General features: G+C 40.1%; 21 protein-coding genes. 16 read left to right on the forward strand and 5 right to left on the reverse strand.

Features of this window, described 5'->3' with window-relative positions; genetic code table 11:
* Positions 1-6 precede the first annotated feature (6 nt).
* Together H5186_RS16595 and H5186_RS16600 are read right to left on the reverse strand one after the other, a co-directional pair.
* Positions 7-1,644: a methyl-accepting chemotaxis protein gene (locus tag H5186_RS16595; protein ID WP_182794700.1), complete on the reverse strand. Its 1,638-nt coding sequence runs from the start codon at positions 1,642-1,644 to the stop codon at positions 7-9.
* 177 nt (positions 1,645-1,821) lie between these two features.
* Positions 1,822-4,047, reverse strand: a complete 2,226-nt coding sequence (locus H5186_RS16600) for a S9 family peptidase (RefSeq protein WP_182718308.1) — start codon at positions 4,045-4,047, stop codon at positions 1,822-1,824.
* A gap of 116 nt (positions 4,048-4,163) precedes the next feature.
* Here H5186_RS16600 and H5186_RS16605 point away from each other — a divergent pair, with 116 nt between their 5' ends.
* On the forward strand, positions 4,164-4,559 hold the full coding sequence (locus H5186_RS16605) for an HIT domain-containing protein (RefSeq protein WP_182718309.1): 396 nt from the start codon (positions 4,164-4,166) through the stop codon (positions 4,557-4,559).
* 135 nt (positions 4,560-4,694) lie between these two features.
* Positions 4,695-5,438 (forward strand): ABC transporter substrate-binding protein, encoded by a 744-nt coding sequence (locus H5186_RS16610; protein ID WP_182794701.1) that lies wholly within the window; start codon positions 4,695-4,697, stop codon positions 5,436-5,438.
* 67 nt (positions 5,439-5,505) lie between these two features.
* On the opposite strand, the gene H5186_RS16615 is transcribed toward H5186_RS16610, so the two are convergent.
* Positions 5,506-7,206, reverse strand: coding sequence for a dipeptidyl-peptidase 3 family protein (locus H5186_RS16615; protein ID WP_182794702.1), 1,701 nt, complete (start codon positions 7,204-7,206; stop codon positions 5,506-5,508).
* A 283-nt stretch (positions 7,207-7,489) separates the two neighbouring features.
* Here H5186_RS16615 and H5186_RS16620 point away from each other — a divergent pair, with 283 nt between their 5' ends.
* Positions 7,490-8,329 (forward strand): HDOD domain-containing protein, encoded by an 840-nt coding sequence (locus H5186_RS16620; RefSeq protein WP_149981203.1) that lies wholly within the window; start codon positions 7,490-7,492, stop codon positions 8,327-8,329.
* A gap of 66 nt (positions 8,330-8,395) precedes the next feature.
* On the opposite strand, the gene rdgC is transcribed toward H5186_RS16620, so the two are convergent.
* Together rdgC and H5186_RS16630 are read right to left on the reverse strand one after the other, a co-directional pair.
* Positions 8,396-9,307 (reverse strand): recombination-associated protein RdgC, encoded by a 912-nt coding sequence (gene rdgC, locus H5186_RS16625; RefSeq protein WP_145241151.1) that lies wholly within the window; start codon positions 9,305-9,307, stop codon positions 8,396-8,398.
* A 121-nt stretch (positions 9,308-9,428) separates the two neighbouring features.
* The gene (locus H5186_RS16630; RefSeq protein ID WP_182718311.1) at positions 9,429-11,192 is read right to left on the reverse strand and encodes a HAMP domain-containing sensor histidine kinase; all 1,764 of its coding nucleotides are present in this window, start codon (positions 11,190-11,192) and stop codon (positions 9,429-9,431) included.
* Positions 11,193-11,473: 281 nt separating this feature from the next.
* Here H5186_RS16630 and H5186_RS16635 point away from each other — a divergent pair, with 281 nt between their 5' ends.
* The 13 genes from H5186_RS16635 (at position 11,474) to H5186_RS16695 (ending at position 24,714) form a co-directional block, all read left to right on the forward strand.
* Positions 11,474-11,839 carry a response regulator gene (locus H5186_RS16635; protein ID WP_179959161.1) on the forward strand — a complete coding sequence of 122 codons (366 nt, stop codon included), beginning with the start codon at positions 11,474-11,476 and terminating at the stop codon, positions 11,837-11,839.
* Positions 11,840-12,069: 230 nt separating this feature from the next.
* The gene (thrA, locus tag H5186_RS16640; RefSeq protein ID WP_182718312.1) at positions 12,070-14,487 is read left to right on the forward strand and encodes a bifunctional aspartate kinase/homoserine dehydrogenase I; all 2,418 of its coding nucleotides are present in this window, start codon (positions 12,070-12,072) and stop codon (positions 14,485-14,487) included.
* Positions 14,488-14,496: 9 nt separating this feature from the next.
* The gene (gene thrB / locus H5186_RS16645; RefSeq protein WP_182718313.1) at positions 14,497-15,423 is read left to right on the forward strand and encodes a homoserine kinase; all 927 of its coding nucleotides are present in this window, start codon (positions 14,497-14,499) and stop codon (positions 15,421-15,423) included.
* Between the two features lie 18 nt (positions 15,424-15,441).
* Positions 15,442-16,725, forward strand: coding sequence for a threonine synthase (gene thrC, locus H5186_RS16650; RefSeq protein WP_182794703.1), 1,284 nt, complete (start codon positions 15,442-15,444; stop codon positions 16,723-16,725).
* A 735-nt stretch (positions 16,726-17,460) separates the two neighbouring features.
* On the forward strand, positions 17,461-18,717 hold the full coding sequence (gene glyA, locus H5186_RS16655) for a serine hydroxymethyltransferase (protein WP_145241140.1): 1,257 nt from the start codon (positions 17,461-17,463) through the stop codon (positions 18,715-18,717).
* Between the two features lie 102 nt (positions 18,718-18,819).
* On the forward strand, positions 18,820-19,269 hold the full coding sequence (gene nrdR / locus H5186_RS16660) for a transcriptional regulator NrdR (RefSeq protein WP_016708083.1): 450 nt from the start codon (positions 18,820-18,822) through the stop codon (positions 19,267-19,269).
* A gap of 1 nt (position 19,270) precedes the next feature.
* On the forward strand, positions 19,271-20,413 hold the full coding sequence (ribD, locus tag H5186_RS16665) for a bifunctional diaminohydroxyphosphoribosylaminopyrimidine deaminase/5-amino-6-(5-phosphoribosylamino)uracil reductase RibD (RefSeq protein ID WP_182794704.1): 1,143 nt from the start codon (positions 19,271-19,273) through the stop codon (positions 20,411-20,413).
* A gap of 12 nt (positions 20,414-20,425) precedes the next feature.
* Positions 20,426-21,079 carry a riboflavin synthase gene (locus H5186_RS16670; RefSeq protein WP_182718316.1) on the forward strand — a complete coding sequence of 218 codons (654 nt, stop codon included), beginning with the start codon at positions 20,426-20,428 and terminating at the stop codon, positions 21,077-21,079.
* 29 nt (positions 21,080-21,108) lie between these two features.
* Positions 21,109-22,221, forward strand: coding sequence for a bifunctional 3,4-dihydroxy-2-butanone-4-phosphate synthase/GTP cyclohydrolase II (gene ribBA, locus H5186_RS16675; RefSeq protein WP_145241135.1), 1,113 nt, complete (start codon positions 21,109-21,111; stop codon positions 22,219-22,221).
* Between the two features lie 101 nt (positions 22,222-22,322).
* Complete coding sequence (gene ribE / locus H5186_RS16680; protein ID WP_145241133.1) at positions 22,323-22,787, forward strand: 6,7-dimethyl-8-ribityllumazine synthase; 465 nt, start codon at positions 22,323-22,325, stop codon at positions 22,785-22,787.
* Positions 22,788-22,802: 15 nt separating this feature from the next.
* The gene (gene nusB, locus H5186_RS16685; RefSeq protein WP_145241131.1) at positions 22,803-23,213 is read left to right on the forward strand and encodes a transcription antitermination factor NusB; all 411 of its coding nucleotides are present in this window, start codon (positions 22,803-22,805) and stop codon (positions 23,211-23,213) included.
* Positions 23,214-23,257: 44 nt separating this feature from the next.
* On the forward strand, positions 23,258-24,232 hold the full coding sequence (thiL, locus tag H5186_RS16690) for a thiamine-phosphate kinase (RefSeq protein ID WP_149981196.1): 975 nt from the start codon (positions 23,258-23,260) through the stop codon (positions 24,230-24,232).
* Positions 24,229-24,714: a phosphatidylglycerophosphatase A gene (locus H5186_RS16695; protein ID WP_145241127.1), complete on the forward strand. Its 486-nt coding sequence runs from the start codon at positions 24,229-24,231 to the stop codon at positions 24,712-24,714. Before thiL ends, H5186_RS16695 begins: the two co-directional genes overlap by 4 nt.
* Positions 24,715-24,739: the final 25 nt, after the last annotated feature.

A 24,739-nucleotide genomic window follows, 5' to 3' on the forward strand; every position in this document is an offset into this window, starting at 1 on the left:
TGTTAATTAATCTAATTTAAAGCGATTAACCACATCAGTTAGCTGTTGGCTACTGTGTTTTAGATTATCGCTTGCACCTGAAAGTTGTGATGTATTGGCCAGAGATTGTTCGGTTGATTGCGATAGTTCATTAATTCGCAAATTGACTTCATCCGCAGCACTTGATTGTTGCTCAGTCGCACGGGCTATTTGACCATTCATATCGGTGATCACCGACACCAGACGTTCAATTTCAGTTAATGAGGTATTGGCAGAGCCAGCTTGTTGTACTGTGCTGGTGGATAATTGTTGGCTAGCTGTTACCGCCTCTACAGCCGCCTTTGCGCCTTTTTGTAATTTGGCTATCATCGCCTGAATTTCGTCTGTACTCTTGCCTGTGCGACTTGCAAGAGTGCGTACTTCATCAGCTACAACGGCAAACCCCCGGCCTTGTTCGCCAGCACGTGCCGCTTCGATTGCAGCATTGAGTGCCAGTAAATTGGTTTGCTCCGCAATACCGCGGATCACGTCTAGTACCGATCCTATATTATTACTTTCTTGAGCTAAATCAGCGGTAACTTGACTCACAGTCTCAATGTTTTTGGACAGTGTTTCTATGGCTTGAATTGTTTTAGCAACGACTTCTTTACCTTCAGATGCATTCACCGCGGCTTGGTTAGCGGCTTGTTCAGCCGCTTCGGCATTGCGACTTACATCATGAATTTGGTGGGTCATTTGCTCCATTGCTGCAGCGACTTGCGTTGAGCTATCGTTTTGCAGTTCAATAAAAGAATGATTGGTTTTACTCGCATCATCCACTGTTTGGGCATGCTGGTTAACATCATTGGCATTATTTGCCACTTGTTTAAGTGACTCACGCATTTTGGTAGTAAATAAATTAAAGTGTCGAGATAACCGTGATACCTCATCATTACCATTTTCATCTAAGGTTTGGGTTAAATCCCCTTCACCTTGAGAGATACTTTTCATCATATTTGCAGCAAGCCGAGTTGGTAATAAAATACTTCTGGCGATTAAGTAACTTAAACTAATTAATAGCAAAATAATCACTGCGGCATTGAGAATAACTAAATTCCGTAAGCTGGCAAAAGCGTTATCAATAGTATCAATATAAACACCTGAACCGACTATCCATTGCCACGGGGTAAAACCTTTCACATAGGCTATTTTATCAACTGGTTGATCTTTGCCTGGTTTAGGCCATTTGTAAGGGATAAAACCTTCACCACTTTGCTTAACTATTTTAACCATTTCAACAAATAACGGTACGCCATCGGGGTCTTTACTGTTGCTGAGTGATTTACCGTTTAACTCTGGTTTAAAAGGGTGCATAACCATGGCTGGCTGAAAATCATTGATCCAGAAGTAATTGTCATTGTCATAGCGAATACTAGCTATCGTAGTTAGTGCACCTTGTTGGGCTTGTTGCTCGGTGAGTTCGCCGCTTTGTTGTAATGAATGATAATGGGTAATAACACTATAAGCAGCTTCAACCAGATTTTTTGTTTTCGTATATTGGCCTGCTTTGAGTGAACTATATTGCTGAGTTAAACTGGTAATACTTAAAAAAAGTAAACCAACAACGACCAAACTTACCAAGATAGCTAAGCGCTGAAAAATAGTAAAACGGCGTAGGTACGACATAAAAAATCCTTTAGAAGTGCTCGCAGAAGGCGCGCATATATTAAGCGTAGTAAATATTACTTTAAAATCTAGTTAACTGTCCCTTGTTTTGGTCTAAAGTTTTTAAATAAATAGGATTATCATTAAGTCAAAAAAAAGGCTGATTTTTCAATCAGCCTTTATGCGGTCATTACTGATTTACTCTACATCAAAATGACGATTAAAGAAGTTAGTGATTGTTTGATGTAAATGAGTTTGCACTTGTTTACCCCGTAAGCTGTGCTTGGAACCTGGGTAAGTCATCATTTCAAATTGCTTTTCGTTATCTTGCAATTGTTTGAATAACTTAGTGGCATGGGTAAACAATACGTTATCGTCGGCCATACCATGGTAGATCATTAATGGCCCTTTCAAGCCATCTGCGTATGGAAATACCGCACTGTCTGCATAGCCTTTGGCATTTGTATCAGGATGTCCTAAATAGCGTTCTGTATAGTGAGTATCATACAGTGCCCAATCAGTCACTGGTGCTCCAGATACGCCTGCTTGAAAATAATCACCAGCTTTAAACATGGTCATTAATGCCATATAGCCACCGTAACTGTGACCATAAATACCAATACGTTGTGGGTCAACATAATCAAGCGTACGTAAAAATTCGACACCTTTGATTTGATCAGCCACTTCAACCACACCTAAATGTTTGTAAATGGCATCTTCAAATTTTTTACCACGATTATACGAACCACGGTTATCTAATTGGAACACTACATAACCTTGCTGTGCCATATATTGGAAATATAAGTTCTTGCTGCGCCAACTATTGGTTACGCGTTGTGCGTGTGGGCCGCCATAGACATTGACAAGAACAGGGTGTTTTTTACCATCATTTACCGTTGCAGGTTTAAATAAACGATAGTGCATCACTTGACCATCATCAGCAGTCAAAGTGCCATATTCAGGCTCTGCTAGATCAGCAAGATAAGGGGTCAGAGGATGGTTTTCATCAAGTTTGTTTTGCTCTAACCAAGTAACAAATTCACCGTTTACTTTACGCAGTGCCGCTGAGTTTGGTTTGTTGACCGATGAACTGTTATCAATAAAAGTTTTACTGTCTTTTGCCATTACCACATTGTGATAAGCACCTTGCTCCGTGATACGTTTAATATCGCCCTTTTTAAACAGTGGAACACTGTATAGCTGGCTTTCCAAAGGCGTGTCTTTGCGTCCGGCAAAGTAGACAATGCCTTTTTTCTCATCAATACCTTTTAAGCTATCAACCACCCAGTCACCATCGGTGATCTGACGCACTAACTTACCATTGGTACGATATAGATATAAATGCTTAAAGCCATTGCGCTCAGAGGCCCAAACAAAATGTTTTTTGTCTTTCAAAAACTGTAGATCAAAATGTAAGTTGATCCAGCTATCACTAGTTTCTGTTAAGGCGACTTTTTGCTCTGTTGTTTCGCTGTTATAAAAGCGCAATTCTAAGTTGTGCTGTGAGCGGTTTTGCCACTGATATGATAGGGTTTTGTCATCTTCTAACCATTTTGCACGGGCAATGTAAATGTCTTCGTCTTTACCTAGATCAACCCAATCAGTTTTTTGATTATCAAGCTTAACCACACCAAGTTGAATTTTTACATTATTAGTGCCGGTAAATGGGTAGCGTTGGTTAAACAGTTTCACTTCATCAGCGTAAATTTCATTGCGGATAGCTTCTTTAACTGGGCTTTCGTCAATGCGAGTGAAGGCTATTTTTGATTCATCACCAGACCACCAATAACCTGTCATTCGGCCCATTTCTTCTTGCGCGACAAACTCCGCCATGGCGTTTTTGATCACACCGCCGCCATCTTTACTCAGCTGAATTTCTTTACCTGATTTAAGATTTAGCGCATAAAGATTTTGTTCACGGACAAACGAGACAAAGTTTCCTTTTGGTGAAAAGCGTGCGTCGGTTTCAAATGCCTCAGTATCGGTCAGTTTACGGCTTTTTCCTGCTCCTAGCTCGTAATAATAGAGGTCACCATTAAGTGGAAATAACAAGGCTTTACCGTCTTTAGACCATTTGTATTCTAAAATACCTTTACCAAAAATACGTTGGCGCTCACGGCGTGCTTTTTCTTCGTCAGAGAGGTTTTCAGGGCCTGAAAAAAGTTTGGCAGAGTCGACTAAAATACGATTTTTGTTATCTTTTAAATTATATTCCCACAAATCATAACGGTTGTAATCGTCGCTTTTACCTTGCAGGTAGGTAACTCGGCTACCGTCTGGTGAAAACTTAAGCTGTACAGGTGCTTTACCCGCTAAACTTGGATCATCAAAAATACGTTCTAAAGTAAGAGGCTTCGCTTGCACTGTGATGGCTGTTGCCACCAAAGGTAGCAAGTATGAGAGGTGTTTAATTTTTTTTAACACGTGTTTACCTTCGCTCGAATAAAAACTGCAACGATGGTAAAGCCAAGCGTGGGCAACTGCAACTAAATGCTATAAAGTAGCGAAAATGTAATGCACTTAATTTGTAAGGAATAAAAATGACCGTTGAATTCTCTTTAGCTCCAGAACTTGTACGTGATTGTATTGAACTGGCCGATTGGCCATTATGCAAAGTGTTACTTATGAATGATAGTCAATACCCGTGGTTTATTTTAGTGCCTCGTAAAGCTAATTTAAAAGAGAGCATTGATCTAAGCGAGTCTGAACAGGTATTGCTAATGCAAGAGTCAGCGAAGTTAAGTCGGCTACTCAAAGAGGTACTTAACCCAGATAAACTTAATGTCGCAGCGCTTGGTAACATGGTTCCACAGTTACATATTCATCATATTGCTCGCTATAAAACCGATGTCGCATGGCCTGCGCCAGTATGGGGTAAATATCCCGCAGTGCCTTATAGTGAAGAGCAATTGGCACGTTTAAAAACACATTTTTAATCGTGGTTGAGTGTTTACATAATAGAGTTTGATCACAGTATTATGATTTTTCGTTGGGTAAAAATAGACTATGCTTAGGGTCACTAAATCGTGGCTGTTTATTACACTCAGTATATAGGGATTGCAAACTAACTGATGAAAGCTTTTGTATTGTTTACCTTGCTAAGTGTATTTTCGCATCACAGTGCTGCAAATACATTTTACTTTGTTGGTACCACCTTTCCGTCGGTACTTGAAAAAAATGAACAAGGTCAAATAGAAGGCTTAGGCGCCGACATCGCAGGTGAAATTTGCCTGCGTTTAGGTTGCCAAATTAAAATTGATATTTTGCCTTTTAAACGGGCGCTAAAAATGGTTGAGCTTGGTAAGGCTGATGCATTTATAGGTCCTTATAAGTCGGCTATTAGAGAGCAGTATATGGTTTATAGTGAGGCTGCTTTCTATCAAGACCCGCTGGTTTTTTATGTCAAAAATAGTAATGAATTTCAGTGGCATAATAATTTAGAGACATTAAAAGAGTTATCGATAGGGTTAACCCGAGATTGGAACTATAGTGACGATTTTGAGCGATATAAAAGTCAGTTAGAAATTTCTGAAGTGGGCACTGTTGAAGCCAGTTTTTTGCAATTAATTCATGACCGTGTCGATATTATAGTGACTCATCCAAGAGCCGCACAGCCCGTTATTAAGCAGTTAAGTTTAGCCAATCAAGTGAAACAGTTACAGCCGCCATTAATTGTTAATAAAGGCTACTTTGGTTTTTCAAAAAAACGTAATTTAAATGAGTTTATTACCTTATTCGATAAAGAATTAAATAATATGATTGCTAATGGTGAAGTAAAAAAAATGAGTGAAAAATATGGTTTAGCATTCCCGTAATAGCAATATTGAATTAAAAAAGGCGTTTTAGGTGAGCCCCTAAAACGCCTTTTTAGTATTAATTATATTACTCTAAACCTAACTCTTTCTTACCTTGTTTAAAGGTGACATCTACAGGGATATTAGCTTGGCTTAGTTTTTCTAAATCTTTAGCAAGTTCCACTTTGATATCACCATGTGTGGCAATCAGTTGATCAACTTTCTCATAATCACCATCACCTTGTAAGGTTAAGATCAAACCAGATAGCTTGGCCATTGCTTGGCCCATTTTTTCCATATTTACGCTGTAAAGGCCTTGCTCATTTTTAGAGAATGCACCTTCTTCTGCGAAAAAGTTAAAGCGGATCATATTTGCTTTACCATGGGCACTTGATGCGCCAAAACGCACTGAGCGGAAAATACCGGCCATAAAAGTGATGTAATAATCTTCAAGTGTTCCCTCTGTGATCTCACCTTTTTTGAGTAACTGCTCAACCATGTACAAGCCTAAGATATCGGCTTTGCCTTCTTCTAAAGCACTGGCATGTTCTTGTAAAGACTGACGAACAGTGCCTTTACCTGTGATAGTATTTTTGATCCCTAAACCATGAGCGACTTCGTGGAACATGGTATTGGCAAAAAATGCATCGAAAGTAATGTGTTTACGTTGCTCAGGAACAATTAACTGCTCAGCGATTGGCACCAATATTTTATCAAACTTAGCGCGCATAGCATTTTTCAGTTGTAAACGGCGAGTGCCTTTTTCAAGTTGTACTTGTTCGTCATTTGGTAAGTTAATGGCAATGGTTTTACTGCCAGCATTAGAATGACCTGCGTAGTAAACAACATCATATGCATTTAAGTCCGCATCAGAGCCAGGCACTTCTTGTTTGTATTTGGCATCAACAGGGAGGCCTTTTTGTAGCTCTGGTAAAAATGCTGCAAATTTTGCAAGACGCTCTGACCATGCTAAATCTTTCACTAAGACATACGATTCGAAGGCTGCGCGAGAGCCGAACAATTGATCTTCATAGGTTTCGATTGGACCAATAACGATATCGATCGGGTTGTTCTTCATGTCCATCCAAGCAAAGTCTGATGCTTGATAATCATCGTTTTGTAGTGCATCTGCACGTAAGTTCAGGTAACTAGCAAACTCTTTATCATCGGCAAGCTTGCTCGCCTCACGTAATAAGTTAGCTGCTTTTTCAAGCGCTTTAGCATATTCAACCGAATAGGCAACGCTATACAGCTTGCCTTGTTCATCTCGCTTAATTACTGAATACAGACCATTTTTATCTGCTACGTCAGCCTTGTTTAGCTCTTCTTTAGTGATATCGGCTGGATAAAATTGAGCTCCGGCTGTTTTATCTTCATAGCCTGACAAAAAGACTTGATCGCCATTTAATCTATCCCATGGTCCATAGTTAATATCGGCAAATTTTTGTACTTTAGGATCATTGATTTTGGCTAAAAATGCCGCTTTATCTTCACCAAATGCTTGGCGCCAGAATAGATCATCCATAATTTTAGACGCATCAATAAGTTTTGCTATTAACGCTTTTTGGTTGTCGCTTAAATGTGATAAATCAGTGGTTAAACTAAAATCGGTATAGATATCAAGGCGACTAGTGTCAGCGTTAATAAGTTGTGGGCCGCTATCTTGTACTTGCTTTGTAGGGGCTGCAGCAGCATTTGACGCTTTAGGTGCGCTGGCTTGATCAGAACATGCACTAAGAAAAACGGCACCGGTAAGAATAAGTGCTTGGCTAATTTTATTGAGAGTCATTATATTGCCTGTTAAAAAGTAAGTTTAATTATAGATACCCTTGAGAGGGTATTTCGCTTCCTTGTTATGCCAGCATTAAAGCAAATCTTATGCGCAAATAGCAAGTTTCCTGTGTTGCGATGGTCTAAGCGAAGGGATATAAACTGTAGTAGAAAAATAAACTAACATAATTTCTATAATTTCCTTAACTTTAGCGGTAACTTAGACAATACTGTATCTATAAGAAATAAACATTCCATGGTTTGGATGTATTAAAAAATCAATACAAAAGGATGGCACATTTATGTCAACAGAAAACGCACTACTGACCATTTTGGTTGATCGTATTAATAATGACACGTTAGTTTTACCAACCTTGCCTGAGGTTGCGGTTCGTGTACGTCAAGCTGCCGATAATCCAGATGTAAATTTAGCGCAAATGGCTGATGTGATCTCTCATGATCCGGCATTAGCAGCACGGATGATAAAAGTCGCAAATAGTGCTTTTATGGGGCGCACAGTTAAAGTTTCTAATATAAATCAAGCGGTAACGAGAATTGGTCTGCGTCAGATCAAAAATATCGCAACAGCAATGGCGATGGAGCAACTATTTGTTTCAAATAATGAGCTGATCAAAGGTTATATGGATAAGGCATGGCAGAAAACTTTAAAAGTAGCATGTCACTCAATTACTGTGATGGAGTTTTTCCTTAAGAAAAACAAGCAGACCTCATTGAATCGTGACACCATTACACTCGCATCATTGGTTTATAACATTGGTGTATTGCCTATTTTGACGGAAGCGGAACGTCACCCAGAAGTATTTGCCAATCCAAGCTTTTTAGCGCATGCGATTCAAAAGCTTAGCGGTAAAGTAGGGGGAGCCATCATGCGCGCTTGGGAGTTTACTGATGAATTTGTTGAAGTAGCAGAAAGCTGGGCCAATCCTAACTATCGTCCAGAACATATTAGCTATGTTGATTTCATTCGTATCGGTGCGATTATGGAAGGTATTTTACAAGTTTCAGATAAGTCAGCGGCATTACAAACTTACATTGATAAAGGTGTGATCCCATCACTGGATATTTTCTCAAGTGATGAATACAACGATATGCTTGATGATGTGAAATCAGTATTTAATTAAGCTAAGTCGTCAGTTAAAAAAAGCGCCAATAGGGCGCTTTTTTAGTATTTAAAACTTAGTCAAAATTTAGGCTAAATCTTCAACGTCACCTAAACCAGCCGTAAGTTCTTCTAGCATTAGCTTAATTTCTTCAGAAGCGAGAATAAAGTCAGCATCAAGTTTGACTAACATATCTTCTTTAGGGATGTCGGCGTTTTCTTCTTTTAATGTTTCAGAGTAGCTTAAGCGCTTAATAGAGCCATCATTTTGCAGCATGAACTTCAGGCGCTCTTGCCAATCTAGTGCAAGTTTAGTTACGCGTTTACCGCTTTCAAGGTGCGATTTAACTTCATCACAAGCTAAATCATGGCCTTTAAGCTTAACTTGAGCACCGCTATCGTCTGCTTCTTCAAGCTCTGCGTCAGAGCCTATAGCAAAGCCTTCAGGTGTACTGAAGTTAGTTAACCAGTCCGTTAAAAACACATCTAAATCATAGTTTGCAAATGCAGGAACTACCGGCAATGTACCCAATGATTTGCGCAGTAGTGCCAGTAACTCTTCTGCTTTATTAAAACTACCACTGTTAACGACTACCCAGCCATTTTCTTGGTCAATAAAGGCAAACTGTAAACTCGACTTTTTAAAGGCTTGCGGTAATAAGCTATGGAGGATATTTTCTTTGAGCTCGTCTTTTTCTTTTTTCTTAACAGGGCGATTTTCTTCGGCTTCGATAAGTTCTATTTTTTCAGCAACCATGTCGTTGATAACGGATGCAGGAAGTACTTTTTCTTCACGTTTAGCACAAACCAAAATACTCTTTTGTGAGAAATGAGAAAGGGTATCACCATGTTTACCAAAGGCTTTGGTCCAGCCAAATGTACTTAAATCTTGACTACCGCAAGGGCGAAATAAATCTTGCTCTAAGGCTTTCTCAAAGTCTTCTTGGGTGTACGACACGTCTTGCTTAAAGCGGTAACAAATAAGGTTACTAAACCACATAGGGAGATTGATCCATTCGGTAAATTTGCCCAATCATAACAATAAAAAGCTGATGCGCAAATGACTGATTGGCCAAACGTTTAGCAATTAAGCAAAGTGTTAGGCAAACAGTCTCGGCGCATTAGTTATTAAATATAGACAAAGGTTTTGGCATGTCTTTAGGGAAACTAATATGATAATGCAAGCCGTTCCCCGGTGAGCTTGTCGCATCGATTTCGCCGCTCAAGGTTTGCTTAACCAAATTGAAAGTAATGTGTGTGCCCAGACCACTGCCGCCTTGATCGCGTTTAGTCGTAAAAAATGGGTCAAATAGTTTTTCAAGTTGCTGTTCGGTAACGCCATTACCATTATCTTTAAAGTCGATAATTACTTGGTCATCTTCATCTTTAATAGCAATGTCTATAATGCCATTGCTGACACCATCAAAGCCGTGGATCAATGAATTCATAATCAAGTTGGTAAATATTTGACTGATAGCACCAGCAGGTAGATTTAAGGTTAAGTCTACCGGGCAATCTAAATTTATATGATGGCTGGTATTTTTTATCTTAGGGTGTAACGAACGAATAATTTCACCAAGGTATTCTTTTAGGTTGATTGTGCGCACGGCTTCACTGGCTTGATCAACCGCAATTTGCTTAAAGCTGGCAACCAGCTCTGAAGCACGGTCTAGGTTAGTGGTTAATAGGCTAGTACTTTGTTTGGCATCATTGATAAACTCTTCAAGTGCTTTAGGCGAGAGTGTTTTATCTTTGTAAGCATTTTCAATTTGTATTAGGCGCTCTTGCAAAAAGGATGAGGCTGTAACTCCAATACCGACCGGGGTATTTATATCGTGGGTAATACCGGCGACTAAACCACCTAAAGCAGCCATTTTTTCTGAGCTGACTAAACGCTCTTGCGCCATATTGAGTTCATCAACATAGCGTTGCATTTCAGTTTGTTTGGTGAGCAGCTCTTGTTCAGTATGGCGACGCAAATCAACTTCTTCGGTGAGCGTTAGTTTTTGTTTTTCCAACTCGTATTTTTGTTGCTGTAAATCCATCATAGCTTGACTTAAATTTGATGTTTTACGTGCCACTTCTTGTTCAAGTTGTAGATTTTGCTGATCGAGCTTTTCGTTACTTATTATTAATGCTTTTTGAGTTTGTTCAAGCTCTTTGCGGTATTGCACAACTTTATCGATCAACTTATTGAATGATTGCTCCATTACTTTTAATTCGTTGTGCTCAGTTGTTTCAATTTCGATATGTTGACCTTCGAGGTCATCTAATTGAAGATCTTCAATTTGCTCTGTTAGTTGTGCTAGAGGTTCTGTGAGTAGTTTTCTAAATGCCATTAAGAATAAGATGATTAAAAATGTAGTTTTGATCATCGCATTGCCAATTAAAAAATAAATTGAGATCATAATGCGACTAAATACCACTTCTCGGCTCGAAAATAGCGTGACATCACCAACTTGGGTGGCGCGGCCAGAAAATTCAAAGATCAATGGAAAGGTATAACCGAATAAGCCAGATGGAGTATCTTCGATAATGGCTTCTTCTTGTACTAATTGTTGGCTGTATAGCTCGCGAATATCGAGTGAGCGACCTAATTGTGAGATTATTTCGCCGCTATCGTCACGCACAATAATACCTTCAATCATTGGAATTGCTAATAAGCCTTCTGCTGTGGTGATGGTTTGTTTAGTGTTTAGCTCCCAAATAGCACGGGTTAAACTACGACTAAATGTTTTTTGTAAGGTCGTCAGTTCGTCACGTATATAATCTTTCGTGTTTACATATTCTGCAATAACTTGCCCGCACGTGACTACAAAAGTTAATAAAAAGTAGACGGATAACACGCTGGTAAGTAGCTTTTTTGATAGGCTTTTTTGTAGCATCGGTGGCCTATAGCTCCTTTATTTTTTTCACAAAGCTTAATTAATACCCTAGCAACGAGTACACTCAGTACTAAAGTTAGCTAATAAATGTTTAAAAATAAATAAAATAATCTTATTTAACAGTACAAACATTGTTAATTTTCTTTTTTCAGCAAAAACTTAAGCTTATCGCTGTTAAATTTTTGTGTTATAAAATCACAACAGTATTATAACATTATTATTTACTGAGTGATTTGTTGTCTACTCAGTAATCTATTATACGTATTTTAGTTGTCTATATTATGAATTTTTCCGTACTGGTGTGTGATGATTCAACAGTAGCACGCAAACAAGTTATACGCTGTTTAAATGAGTGTATCGCAGCAGATATTATGCAAGCAAAAAATGGCCGTGAAGCGTTGGAGTTAATGCATATACATAACTTCGATTTACTGTGTCTTGACTTAACTATGCCCGAAGTCGATGGAGTACAAGTTCTTGAGAGTATTAAAGCACAAAAGATTGAATGCTTTGTGCTGGTTATCTCGGCAGATATTCAACTTGAAATGAAACAACGTGTCGCTAAGTTGGGAGCTATAGCCTTCGTTGATAAGCCGATAGATAAAACAAGATTAAATGAAATACTGCATAAATTCGGCATTCATTAGATTTCTTTATAATCAAAAAGCATAATTTATCTTTTTATTTGGGGTTGACAGAATAGGCCTGTTTAAGGCAGTCTAAGGGCTATGAAAACAAATAATCACGCATTGACCATTATTATTACAACCACCATTCTTACTGGATAGTGGCATAGGTCGGTGCAACAAATTTAAAGGCCTGTGTTCACAACGAACACAGGCCTTTTTTCGTTTTATGGGATGAGGAAACATAAAAAATGCGAGTATTAAAATTTGGTGGGTCGTCACTTGCTGACTTTGCCTGCCTACAACAGGTAGCACAGTTAGTTAAAGCACAATTAAAAGACGAAATGTTATTGGTGCTATCCGCTCCAGGTGGCATGACCGATTCATTGGTTGCACTGGCAAGCGCTGCTGAACAAGGACTTGATTATGATACACAGTGGCACGCATTAATTGAGCGTTGCCAAAGCTTAAAAGCAGCCGTAGAAGCTGAATATGGTAGTGTTCAAAACTGGCCTGATTTAAACGAACTGCAAAATAAGCTAGCGGGTGTCAAACTCATCCAATGTTGTCCAGATCAAGTGCGTGCTTATGTTATTAGTTTTGGTGAGCGCATCAGTGTATCACTGATGCAGTGTTTATTAAGCTCACATAACGCCCACTACCTCGAAGCAACCGATTGCATTGTATCAACTAATGGTCATATTGATGCGGAAGCTGATCTAGTGGCGAGTAAAATTCGTTTTCAAACGGCTTTAAAAGCTAATCCTGCGACTATTTATATTATGCCTGGCTTTACAGCTAGCAACGAACAAGGCCAGCTAACTACACTGGGACGTAATGGCTCAGATTATTCAGCCGCAATTGCAGCAGCGTGTTTAGAAGCGCAAGTATGTCAAATTTGGACTGACGTTGATGGTGTGTACAGTGCTGATCCGCGTTATATCAAAAAAGCCTCTAAAGTTGATTTTTTATCATATAAAGAAGCGATGGAGCTTTCTTACTTTGGTGCCAAAGTTCTCCATCCTAAAACAATTCTACCGTGCGCTAAAGCTGGCGTGCCGTGTGAAATTAAAAATACCCATAATCCGGATGCACAAGGATCACTGATCAGTAATGATAATGTGTCATCGGAGCCGGTAAAAGCGTTATCTAGTTTACAAAATCTTGCGATGCTAACGGTTTCAGGCCCCGGCATGAAAGGTAAAGTAGGCATGGCATCAAAAGTTTTTAATGCCCTTGCTCACGATAATGTTTCGATTGTACTGATCACTCAATCGTCATGTGAATTTAGTATCAGCTTCTGTGTCCATGAATCAGATTTGCCATTGGCTCTTGAGGCATTGCAAACTGCGTTTGAGCTTGAATCACAGGCGGGACTAATTGAACCTGTACAAGTGCAGCGTAATTTAGCAATCGTTACTTTAGTGGGTGATAATATGCGCGCTCATAAAGGCTTAGCTGCTAAATTTTTCGCATCACTCGCCCAAGCACAAGTTAACATTGTCGCTATTGCCCAGGATTCAACTGAAAGTGCAATTTCAGCAGTGATTGACGGCGAGCTGTGTAATGATGCTGTAAAAGTGTGTCACGAAAATTTCTTCACTCATATCCCATCAATTGATGTATTTTTATTAGGCTGTGGTTTAGTTGGCCAAGAACTTATTAAGCAGTTAGAGCGTCAGCAAGCATGGCTTGAAAAACGTAATATCAAACTAAACTTATATGGTGTTGCTAATTCACGTCAATTACATCTTGATAGCGAAGGAATTGCTTTTGACGATTGGCAGCAAAAGTTGGCAGCATCAGAACAACCGTTTGACCTCAAACTGGTTGAACAATTTGTTAGGCAAAATCATTTAATCAATCCAGTACTAGTTGATTGTACGTCTTCAGATGTTTTAGCGGCTCAGTATGTAGACTTTTTGAATGCCGGTTTCCACGTTGTGGCTGCAAATAAAAAAGCCAATACAAGTTCATATGCTTATTACCAAGATTTAATTACAGCAACGCAAAAAAATAATCGTAAGTTTTTATACGAAACAAATGTCGGTGCAGGTCTTCCTGTAATCGATAACTTACAGTCACTGTTTGGTGCTGGCGATGAGTTACTTGAATTTAGCGGAATTTTATCCGGTTCATTGTCATATATGTTTGGCGCATTGCAAGATGGTTTATCACTGTCTGAGGCAACCATTAAAGCCAAAGAAAGTGGTTTTACTGAGCCAGATCCACGTGATGATTTATCGGGCACTGATGTCGCGCGTAAGTTATTAATTATTGCCCGCGAAGCAGGTATGAAATTAGAGTTGAGCGATATCGAAGTTGAATCAGTGCTTCCTCCGGGTTTTGCCCAAGGTGATAACGTTGACGAATTTATGGCTAAATTGCCAAGTTTAGATGCTGCGTTTAATGACCGTATTCAAAGTGCCGCAAGTGAAGGCAAAGTGTTGCGTTATGTCGGTACTATCAAACAAGGCCACTGCAAAGTAGGTATTGAAGCGGTAGATGAAAAGCATGCTCTGGCTGTTATTCGTGATGGCGAAAATGCCTTAGCAATTTTGAGTGCATACTATCAACCACGTCCATTTGTTATTCGTGGTTATGGTGCCGGCTCAGCAGTGACTGCGGCCGGGGTATTTGCTGACATTTTAAAAACGTTATCGCGCTAGGAGAGTATAATGATCGAAGTATATGCTCCAGCCTCAATCGGTAATTTTGCAGTTGGTTTTGATGCCTTAGGTGCTGCGCTTGCTCCTATTGATGGCACGTTATTAGGTGATGTTGTTGCGGTAAGTCCTAGCGAGCTTGACGAATTTATATGCTCTGGCGATTACGCAGATAAACTACCAAGCGATGCCAGTGAAAATTTAGCGTATCAGTGTTTAGTGCATTTTCGTGAACATGTAGCGCCAACCATGCCAAGCGTTAAACTGGAATTAAAAAAGAACTTACCAATTGGCTCGGGTCTTGGTTCAAGTGCTTGCTCTGTAGTAGCCACATTTGCGGCGCTGGATCAGTTTGCAGGTACTGCACTGAGCCAAGTGCAGTTAATTGAATTAATGGCTGATTTTGAAGCGATTGTCAGTGGCGGTCGTCATTACGACAATATCACTCCGTGTTACTTGGGTGGTTTGCAGCTTACTGGTGATTTAATTCCAAATAAATCAATTGCTTTACCGGTTGATGAGCGTTGGTATTACGTAGCGGCTTTTCCTGGTTTTTCACTTAATACCGCTAAAGCGCGTTCAGTGTTACCAAAACAGCTAAGTATGCATGCGAGCGTTGAATTTGCGCAGCGCTTATCAGCGTTTAGTACTTTATTGTTAACTAGCCGATTTGATGAAGCACTCTCAATCATGAGTGATGAAATAGCGGAGCCGCATCGTGCGCCACTGATCAACGGTTTTAGTGAAGCTAAAGCGGCGCTGCCAGAGTTTGGTGCTGAGATTGTCAGTATCTCAGGTGCTGGTCCTACATTATTTACCGTGTGCAAAACGCTTGAAGCTGCACAGCAATGCGCACAGTGGCTTGAACAAAACTATATTAATGAGCAAGGCTTCTGCCACATTTGTAAACTCGATAACGCCGGCACGCGTCAGCTATAAGAATTTAAGGAACTAATAATGCAATTACATAATTTAAAAGATGATTCTCAAAAAGTGTCGTTTGTTGAAGCGGTTAAAACAGGTTTAGGACGTAATCAAGGAGTATTTTTCCCTGAATCGCTCGCGCCTTTAGCTGATGTTGATAGTTTACTCGATATGGACTTTGTTACTCGTAGCAGTAAGATTTTATCGCATTTGATTGGTGATGAATTACCTGCTGATACGGTTGCACAAATGGTGCAAAATGCCTTTAACTTTCCTGTTAAATTAGTTGAAGTTGAAGACAATATTTATTGTTTAGAGTTGTTCCATGGGCCAACGCTTGCATTCAAAGACTTTGGCGGTCGCTTTATGGCTGAGTGCTTGGCACAATTTAGCCAAGGTGAAAAAACCACAATACTCACAGCAACCTCAGGGGACACTGGGGCAGCTGTTGCGCATGCGTTCTATAACAAGCCAAATATTGATGTGGTTATCCTGTTTCCAAAAGGTAAAATCTCATTAGCACAGCAAAAATTGTTTACTACTTTGGGTAATAATATCCATTGCTACGCTGTAGATGGTAGCTTTGATGATTGCCAAGCGATGGTTAAAAATGCCTTTTTAGATGATGAAGTTAAATCTCGCTTAGGTTTAAATTCAGCTAATTCTATCAATATAAGTCGCCTTGTTGCACAAGTATGTTATTACTTTGAAGCAATAGCGCAATTACCAAAAGAGCAGCGCGCCAAAGCACATATCTCAATACCTAGTGGTAACTTTGGTAATGTATGTGCGGCGATGATCGGTGCGGTGATTGGTTTACCGGTCGCTAAACTTAGCGCTACAACCAATCAAAATGACACTGTACCGCGCTTTATCCTTGATAAAAACTGGGCGCCTAATGCCACAATCGAGTCATTGTCTAATGCCATGGATGTGAGTAAACCTAATAATTGGCCACGTGTACAAACCATGCTTGATAACAAATGGTTTAGTTATGATGATTTTTATTCAACTAGTGTTGATGAAAATGATACCCAAGCAGTGATGAAAAAAATTCATCAAACAGGCTATGTTGCAGAACCACATACAGCGATTGCTTATCAGGGCCTAAAAGCTAACTTAGCAACTGATTCTGCTGGTATTTTTCTGGCAACAGCGCATCCGGCTAAGTTTAAAGAAAGTGTTGAAGAGATTTTAAATATTGAACTTGAAATGCCAAAACCACTAGCTGATGCATTAGCTAAACCATGCTTAGCCGAGGATATCGCAGATGATTACGATATCCTGCGTGAAATATTATTAGCTAAACTAGGTTAGTTTTTACCCGCTAAGTAAAACTAAAAATAAACGGCATATGTGAAAGCAATGTCGTTTTTTATTGCTTTAAATTGTACTTAATAGCAGTAATGGAAAATTAAACTATTGAACGTGAACGGCGGTTTAGCACTCGTAAACAAAAAATTAAAATGGCTATAAGGCAGATCATAATCCCTGCAAGTATAACTAATTCATTCGCTACCCAATGGATTAGGAGTAATCCGCACATAAATAAAATAAATGGTTTAAATTCATAATAATAAAAGTGTTTGTTAACTTTAATGCGATTTACTTTATGATCTTTACGCCGTGAATTTGAGCGTAATCGCCAAATATTGGCACCATTGAAGAATAAAAAAATACCAATGGCTGTTGGTAAAACAGTGCTGAAAAGTAAAATGCAAAGTCCGCCAACAATGACATAACAATAAGGAATTGATTCGTAGATAGGTTTAGCTAGCATAGTAAATTAGTTCATCATCCATGATTACATTGGTATCATAATAGTGTAAACAATCGCGAATGCAACAGATTAAGGTATAAATAATGTAAATGTTATTTGCTTTTATTCATTAAAATTTCTGATGCTTTAATAAAAAAATATCATTACAAAAACACTGTGAATTAAATTCAATCCCTGTTTAAATATGTTCATCTTTACACCATAGGCAAATTGACGTTTTCAGCGTATAATTCAGCCTTCAAAATACCATACACGTTGCCCTAGGAGCCCCCATGTTAGAACGTAGCATGAATATTTCGGATTTCGATCCAGAGTTATTTGAAGCAATCACTAAAGAGACTGCTCGCCAAGAAGAACACATCGAGCTTATCGCATCTGAGAACTACTGTAGCCCACGCGTACTAGAAGCGCAGGGTTCACAGCTAACAAACAAATATGCTGAAGGTTATCCGGGCAAGCGTTACTACGGTGGTTGTGAGCATGTTGACGTGGTTGAACAACTAGCGATTGACCGTGCAAACGAATTGTTTGGTTCAGATTATGCTAACGTTCAGCCTCACGCAGGTTCACAAGCAAATGCTGCTGTGTTCTTAGCTTTATTAGATGCTGGCGATACAGTGTTAGGTATGAGCTTAGCTCATGGTGGTCACTTAACGCATGGTTCACATGTAAGCTTCTCTGGTAAGCTTTATAACGCAATCCAATACGGACTTGACGAAGCGACTGGCGAGATTGATTACGCACAAGTTGAAGCACTTGCACTTGAGCACAAACCAAAAATGATCATCGGTGGTTTCTCAGCATACTCAGGTATTGTTGATTGGGCTAAATTCCGTGAAATCGCTGACAAAGTAGGCGCTTACTTGTTTGTTGATATGGCTCACGTTGCAGGTCTTATTGCTGCTGGTGTTTACCCAAGCCCAGTACCACATGCACACGTTGTTACTACAACTACGCATAAGACATTAGCTGGCCCTCGTGGTGGTTTGATTATTTCTGCTTGTGGCGACGAAGCTATTTATAAAAAGCTTAACAGTGCAGTATTCCCTGGTGGTCAAGGTGGTCCTTTATGTCACATTATCGCTGCCAAAGCAGTGGCATTTAAAGAAGCATTACAACCAGAGTTTAAAGTATACCAAACTCAAGTTGTGAAAAATGCTAAAGCTATGGTTGCAGTAATGCAAGAGCGCGGTTATAAGATCGTATCTGATAAAACAGAAAACCACTTGTTCTTACTTGATCTAATTGATAAAGACATCACTGGTAAAGACGCAGATGCGGCTTTAGGTAATGCTAATATCACCGTAAATAAAAACTCAGTACCAAATGACCCACGTTCACCGTTTGTAACGTCTGGTTTACGTATTGGTTCACCGGCAATCACACGCCGTGGTTTTAAAGAAGCAGAGTCTAAAGAGCTTGCTGGCTGGATCTGTGACGTACTAGACAACATCAACGATGAGTCAGTACAAGCACAAGTAAAAGAGAAAGTTAAAGCAATCTGTAAAAAATTACCTGTTTACGCTTAATTGAGTTACAAACAGTAATTTAGATCACAATAGCTTAGTTTTTTGCTATTATAAAGGCCGCCTAAAAGCGGCCTTTTTTGTTTTTAACGGAAGCTGATACCTATGCATTGTCCATTTTGCACCGCAAAAGATACCAAAGTGATTGACTCGCGTTTAGTGGGAGGTGGCCACCAAGTAAGGCGACGCCGTGAATGCAATGAATGTCATGAACGCTTTACTACCTTTGAAGGCGCAGAACTTGTAATGCCTCGGGTGATCAAACAAGACGGTAGCCGTGAACCTTTCAATGAAGATAAACTCCTTAATGGTCTACACCGTGCATTAGAAAAACGCCCCGTCAGTACCGAGCAAGTTGATGAAGTGGTCAATATTATTAAATCGCAATTACGTGCCACCGGCGAGCGTGAGATTTCCAGTCACCTGATTGGCGAATGCATTATGGAAGCGCTGAAAAAACTCGATAAAGTCGCTTACGTCAGATTTGCATCGGTATACCGTTCATTCGAAGATATTCGTGAATTTGGTGAAGAAATTGCCCGTTTGGGAGAGTGATATGAACCAATATCAGTTTAGCGAACAAGATTTCTCTTATATGACCCGAGCGATTGAGCTTGCCAAACAAGGATGCTTTACTACCACCCCAAACCCAAACGTTGGCTGTGTATTAGTAAAAAATGACGTTATTGTTGGTGAAGGTTTTCATCAAGTTGCCGGCCAAGGCCATGCTGAAGTGAATGCATTAGCAATGGCGGGTAGCCAAGCCTTTGGTGCAACTGCTTATGTCACGCTTGAACCTTGTAGCCATTTTGGTCGCACACCGCCGTGTGCCGAAGGTTTAAAAGCTGCTGGCGTGGTAAAAGTAATTGCTGCTATGGTTGATCCAAACCCGCAGGTGGCCGGTAAAGGTTTAGCTATTTTAGCGGACGCGGGCATTGAGGTTGCGTCAGGTTTGTTAGAACAACAAGCAAGGCTGTTAAACCGTGGCTTTTTAAAGCGCATGGAGCAAGGTATGCCATTTATTACCTGCAAAATGGCCGCAAGCCTTGATGGTAAAACGGCACTTAAAAACGGTCAAAGTAAGTGGATAACTGGCCCTAAGGCTCGCCAAGATGTGCAACTACAGCGCGCACAAAGCTGCGCTATTTTAACCGGCGTGGACACAGTATTAGTTGATAATGCAAAACTCAATGTTCGTGTTGATGAGCTGCCAGAGCCGTTACCAACGCAATTACCTGTACGCCAACCTGTACGTATTATTATTGATTCACAAAATCGTTTAACACCTGAGCTAGCATTATTTAGCATTGCCAGTGAAGTAATTATTATTACCACTGAACTTGATAAATCACAGCAATGGCCTCATTACGTAAGCCATATTGTAGTACCAGAAAAAAATAATAAAGTTGATTTAGTGGCTGCCATGAAACTTCTAGCGCAGCAACAGTTTAATCATATTTGGTTAGAGGCAGGGGCAACCTTAGCGGGCCAAATGACTGAATGTAATTTAATTGATGAATATATTGTTTATCTGGCGCCGAAGTTGTTAGGGAATGACGGCAAAAGCTTACTAAACTTTACAGAGCTGACAAGTATGCAAGACGTTGTTAATTTATCAATTAATGAGTGTGTGTGTATCGGTGACGATATTCGTATCACGGCGACACCACGCAAAGCCTCATCTAAACCAAATAATTAAAGAGTAACCACTATGTTTACTGGGATCATCGAAGCGACGGGCACTATTAGCGAGTTACAACAAAAGCAAGGCGATTTAGCTATCCGCATTAAAAGTAATAACCTTGATATGGCCGATGTAAATTTAGGCGATAGCATTGCAACTAATGGGGTTTGCTTAACGGTTGTGGCCAAGCACAGTGATGGATTTAGCGCTGACTTATCAAATGAGACGATCAGTTTAACGGGATTTGCTCACTATAAACAAGGGCAAACTGTAAACCTTGAGAAAGCCATGCAGCCAGTATCTCGTTTAGGTGGTCACTTAGTTTCAGGGCATGTTGATGGCATCGCGACTATTACCGCAATTACGCCTAATGCGCGTGCCGTTGAGTACTGGTTAAGCACCGATGTAGAACTAATGAAATATATTCCTTATAAAGGCTCGGTATGCATTGATGGTATTAGCCTAACAGTAAATGCAGTAGCAGATAATAAATTTAAACTGACAATTGTGCCGCACACTAGTGAGCAAACAACTATTGCTGATTTTAAAGTAGGCACGCAAGTGAACTTAGAAGTAGATCAAATCGCGCGTTATTTAGAGCGTTTGATCAAAGGGGCAGAGCAGCCAGCTAGTTCAGATATTTCGATGAGTTTACTCGCCCAAGCCGGTTTTATTAAATAAACGCACTCCACAACTTACACGAGCAGATTATGAATTTACACAGCGCACAAGAAATTATTGATGACATTAAAGCCGGTAAAATGGTTATTTTAATGGATGATGAAGACAGAGAAAATGAAGGCGATTTAATTATCGCAGCCGAGCACATTAGTGCTGAAGCGATCAATTTTATGGCCACTCATGGTCGCGGCTTAATTTGCCTAACAATGACTCAAGAGCGCTGTGAGCAACTTGATTTACCATTAATGGTAAAAAACAATGGTGCGGCATTTTCGACTAACTTTACGATGTCGATTGAAGCATCGAAAGGTGTGACTACGGGAATTTCTGCTGCAGATCGCGCTCGTACTGTGCAAGCTGCGATTGCCAAAGGTGCTGTACCAAGTGATATCGTTCAACCTGGGCATATCTTTCCTATTATGGCACAACCAGGTGGCGTATTAACGCGTGCCGGTCACACTGAAGCCGGTTGTGATTTAGCCCGCTTAGCCGGTTTAGAGCCTTCATCAGTAATTGTGGAAATTCTTAATGCTGATGGCACCATGGCGCGTCGTCCTGATTTAGAAGTATTTGCTGAGCAACATAATATCAAAATTGGCACTATTGCTGATTTAATTGAATACCGTAACATGAATGAAACCACTATTGAGCAAGTGGCAAAATGTAAGTTGCCAACCGTACATGGTGAGTTTGACTTAGTTACTTATAAAGATACCATTGACGGCCAGTTACATTATGCGCTGTTAAATGGTGAGGTTAAAACGAATGAACCAACCTTAGTACGGGTTCATTTAAAAAGTACCTTCAATGATATTTTGTTATCTGATCGCAGTGCCGATAGAAGCTGGGGCTTGTCAGATGCGATGGCTTATATTGCAAAGCATCAAGGTGTGTTAGTTATTCTAGGTAAGCAAGAATGCACCGAAGAACTAGAAGCGACAGTCAAAGCGTTTGCTGCAGAAGATGCTGGTGAGACGGTCGCGCATCGTAAATTCCAAGGTACTTCACGCACCGTAGGCGTAGGGTCACAAATTTTAGCTGACTTGGGCATTGAAAAAATGCGTTTGATGAGCTTGCCTAAAAAGTACCATGCGTTATCGGGCTTTCACTTAGAAGTGGTTGACTACGTAGAGCCACAATAAGCACAACGCTTAAACTAGGCTATTATTTTATTTATATGGTATGATACGCAGCAATTTTTGCGCAATCGCAACCGCTTGAACTTATTTTTTAGGGTTATCGAATGAAAATTATTGAAGGTAATAAATACGCTCCTGGCAAGAAATTCGCTATCGTTATTTCTCGTTTTAATGACTTTATTGGTAGCAGCCTATTAGCTGGTGCTGTTGATGAATTAAAACGTACTGGTGGTGTATCTGATGATGATATTACCGTAGTTTATGTACCAGGTGCGGTAGAATTACCTTTAGCGGCGAAACGCGTTGCAGCAAAAAAAGAGTATGATGCAATCATCGCTTTAGGCGTTGTGATCAGAGGTGGTACACCACATTTTGATCTTGTCGCTGGCGAATCAAATAAAGGCTTAGCGCAAGTGTCGCTTGAGTATGATATCCCGATTGCATTTGGCGTATTAACCACTGAAAGCATTGAGCAAGCGATTGAACGCGCTGGCACTAAAATGGGCAACAAAGGCGGCGAAGCTGCTTTAGGCGCACTTGAAATGGTTAATGTGTTAGATAAAATTTAAGTTTAAGGAATTTTTGTGAAACCAGCAGCAAGACGTAAAGCACGTATCTTAGCACTTCAAGCCGTTTATTCTTGGCAATTAAGTGGCAATGCCATTGCCGATATCGAACAACAAATGTTGATCGAAAACGATGTGACTAAAATTGATGTTGAATACTTTAAAGATCTTTCGCGTGGTGTTGCTATAAATCATAAGCAACTAGACGAAGCAGTATCGCCACATTTAACTCGTCCATTTAACGAGTTAGACCAAGTTGAACGCGCTATTTTACGTTTAAGCAGCTATGAGCTGAAATTCCGTGAAGATGTACCTTATAAAGTTGCTATCAACGAAGGTATTGAGCTTGCTAAGATATTTGGCGCTGAAGACAGCCATAAATTTGTTAATGGTGTACTTGATAAAGCGGTAAAGCATTTACGTAAGTAATGCGACCGTAAAAGGAGAGCCGGCATAGGCCGGCTTTTTTGTGTATGAAGGAATTTGAATTAATAAATCGCTACTTTAAAGGTCGTGGCATAACTCGTCGCGATGTTAATTTAGGGATTGGTGACGATTGTGCATTGGTTACTGTTCCTGAAAATTGTCAGTTAGCGATTACCACCGATACACTGGTAGCAGGCGTACACTTTTTTGATGACATCGATCCGCGTGCATTAGGCCATCGTGCCCTGGCCGTAAACTTAAGTGATTTAGCTGCTATGGGGGCTGAGCCTACGTGGGTTTCGGTTGCTTTAACGTTGCCAAATATTGATGTTGAGTGGCTGGAAGAATTCACCGAAGGCATGCATGAAATCGCAGAGTATTTTAATGTGCAAATCATTGGTGGCGATACCACGCAAGGGCCGTTAACAATTACTATTTGTGCTAAAGGTACAGTGCCTGCAGGTAAAGCACTGCGCCGAAGCGGTGCTAAAGTAGGTGACTGGGTTTATGTTACAGGGCCGCTAGGTGATGCCGGGCTTGCGATTGAAGCTCGTAAGCAAGAGATTAAGATTGCTCCAGAGCACTTAAGGTACGTTAATCAACGATTTGATTACCCAACTCCGCGTGTTGCTGCGGGGCAAGTATTACGCGGTTTAGCATCATCAGCGATTGATATCTCAGATGGTCTATTGGCAGATCTTGGGCATATTTTAGCTCTGTCGCAAGTTAGCGCTTGTATTGATGTGAATAAAATACCAACCTCGGATGCATTGCGTGCTACTTTAGAACGAGATCAACAACTGCCGTTTATCCTCAATTATGGCGATGACTATGAGTTGTTATTTACGGTACCTGATAGCAATAAAAGTATGCTGGAAATGAAATTGCGCCAGTATGGTGTAGATGCAGCCTGCATTGGACAAATAAAAAGTGGTGAAGGCGAGGTTGAGCTGATGCTCGATGGCGAAAAATTAGCATATGATGATGCTGGTTTTGAACACTTCACCAAGGAGTCGGTTTGAATAAACCTGCATTATTTAATTTAAAGCGCCCTCATCAATTTTTTGGTTTGGGCTTTGGTTTAGGGTTAGCGCCTAAAGCGCCGGGTACGTTTGGTACCTTTGCTGCGCTACCGTTTATTTTTACTACTATGTATTTCCCGCTGTGGTTACAAATTGTATTTGCGGTAGTTATTAGTATTTTTGGTATATGGGCATGTGGCAAAACCGCTGATGATCTGGGAGTACATGATCATCCCGCGATTGTATGGGATGAAGTTGCCGGATTTTACATTACCATGATCGGAGCTGCATTAAGTTGGCAGTCTTTGTTAGTGGGTTTTTTGTTATTTCGTTTTTTTGATATCGCTAAACCAGGTCCTATTCGCTTTCTTGATAAGCGGGTTCATGGTGGTGTAGGTATTATGGCGGATGATGTTTTAGCTGGTATATTTTCTTTAATTTGTGTTCAGGCATTGTTTAAAATGGGTTATTTGCCCTTTTAACCTTAGTTTTGCAACGAGGTATTGA

This window comes from Pseudoalteromonas sp. SG41-2, assembly GCF_014164535.1.
GTDB lineage: Bacteria > Pseudomonadota > Gammaproteobacteria > Enterobacterales > Alteromonadaceae > Pseudoalteromonas > Pseudoalteromonas rhizosphaerae.

What these genes read in the sequence shown, in the direction of transcription:
- H5186_RS16595 (WP_182794700.1), bottom strand. Translation starts at nt 1,644, where the DNA reads ATGTCGTACCTACGCCGTTTTACTATTTTTCAGCGCTTAGCTATCTTG.
- H5186_RS16605 (WP_182718309.1), top strand. Translation starts at nt 4,164, where the DNA reads ATGACCGTTGAATTCTCTTTAGCTCCAGAACTTGTACGTGATTGTATT.
- H5186_RS16610 (WP_182794701.1), top strand. Translation starts at nt 4,695, where the DNA reads ATGAAAGCTTTTGTATTGTTTACCTTGCTAAGTGTATTTTCGCATCAC.
- H5186_RS16615 (WP_182794702.1), bottom strand. Translation starts at nt 7,206, where the DNA reads ATGACTCTCAATAAAATTAGCCAAGCACTTATTCTTACCGGTGCCGTT.
- H5186_RS16620 (WP_149981203.1), top strand. Translation starts at nt 7,490, where the DNA reads ATGTCAACAGAAAACGCACTACTGACCATTTTGGTTGATCGTATTAAT.
- rdgC (WP_145241151.1), bottom strand. Translation starts at nt 9,307, where the DNA reads ATGTGGTTTAGTAACCTTATTTGTTACCGCTTTAAGCAAGACGTGTCG.
- H5186_RS16630 (WP_182718311.1), bottom strand. Translation starts at nt 11,192, where the DNA reads ATGCTACAAAAAAGCCTATCAAAAAAGCTACTTACCAGCGTGTTATCC.
- H5186_RS16635 (WP_179959161.1), top strand. Translation starts at nt 11,474, where the DNA reads ATGAATTTTTCCGTACTGGTGTGTGATGATTCAACAGTAGCACGCAAA.
- thrA (WP_182718312.1), top strand. Translation starts at nt 12,070, where the DNA reads ATGCGAGTATTAAAATTTGGTGGGTCGTCACTTGCTGACTTTGCCTGC.
- thrB (WP_182718313.1), top strand. Translation starts at nt 14,497, where the DNA reads ATGATCGAAGTATATGCTCCAGCCTCAATCGGTAATTTTGCAGTTGGT.
- thrC (WP_182794703.1), top strand. Translation starts at nt 15,442, where the DNA reads ATGCAATTACATAATTTAAAAGATGATTCTCAAAAAGTGTCGTTTGTT.
- glyA (WP_145241140.1), top strand. Translation starts at nt 17,461, where the DNA reads ATGTTAGAACGTAGCATGAATATTTCGGATTTCGATCCAGAGTTATTT.
- nrdR (WP_016708083.1), top strand. Translation starts at nt 18,820, where the DNA reads ATGCATTGTCCATTTTGCACCGCAAAAGATACCAAAGTGATTGACTCG.
- ribD (WP_182794704.1), top strand. Translation starts at nt 19,271, where the DNA reads ATGAACCAATATCAGTTTAGCGAACAAGATTTCTCTTATATGACCCGA.
- H5186_RS16670 (WP_182718316.1), top strand. Translation starts at nt 20,426, where the DNA reads ATGTTTACTGGGATCATCGAAGCGACGGGCACTATTAGCGAGTTACAA.
- ribBA (WP_145241135.1), top strand. Translation starts at nt 21,109, where the DNA reads ATGAATTTACACAGCGCACAAGAAATTATTGATGACATTAAAGCCGGT.
- ribE (WP_145241133.1), top strand. Translation starts at nt 22,323, where the DNA reads ATGAAAATTATTGAAGGTAATAAATACGCTCCTGGCAAGAAATTCGCT.
- thiL (WP_149981196.1), top strand. Translation starts at nt 23,258, where the DNA reads ATGAAGGAATTTGAATTAATAAATCGCTACTTTAAAGGTCGTGGCATA.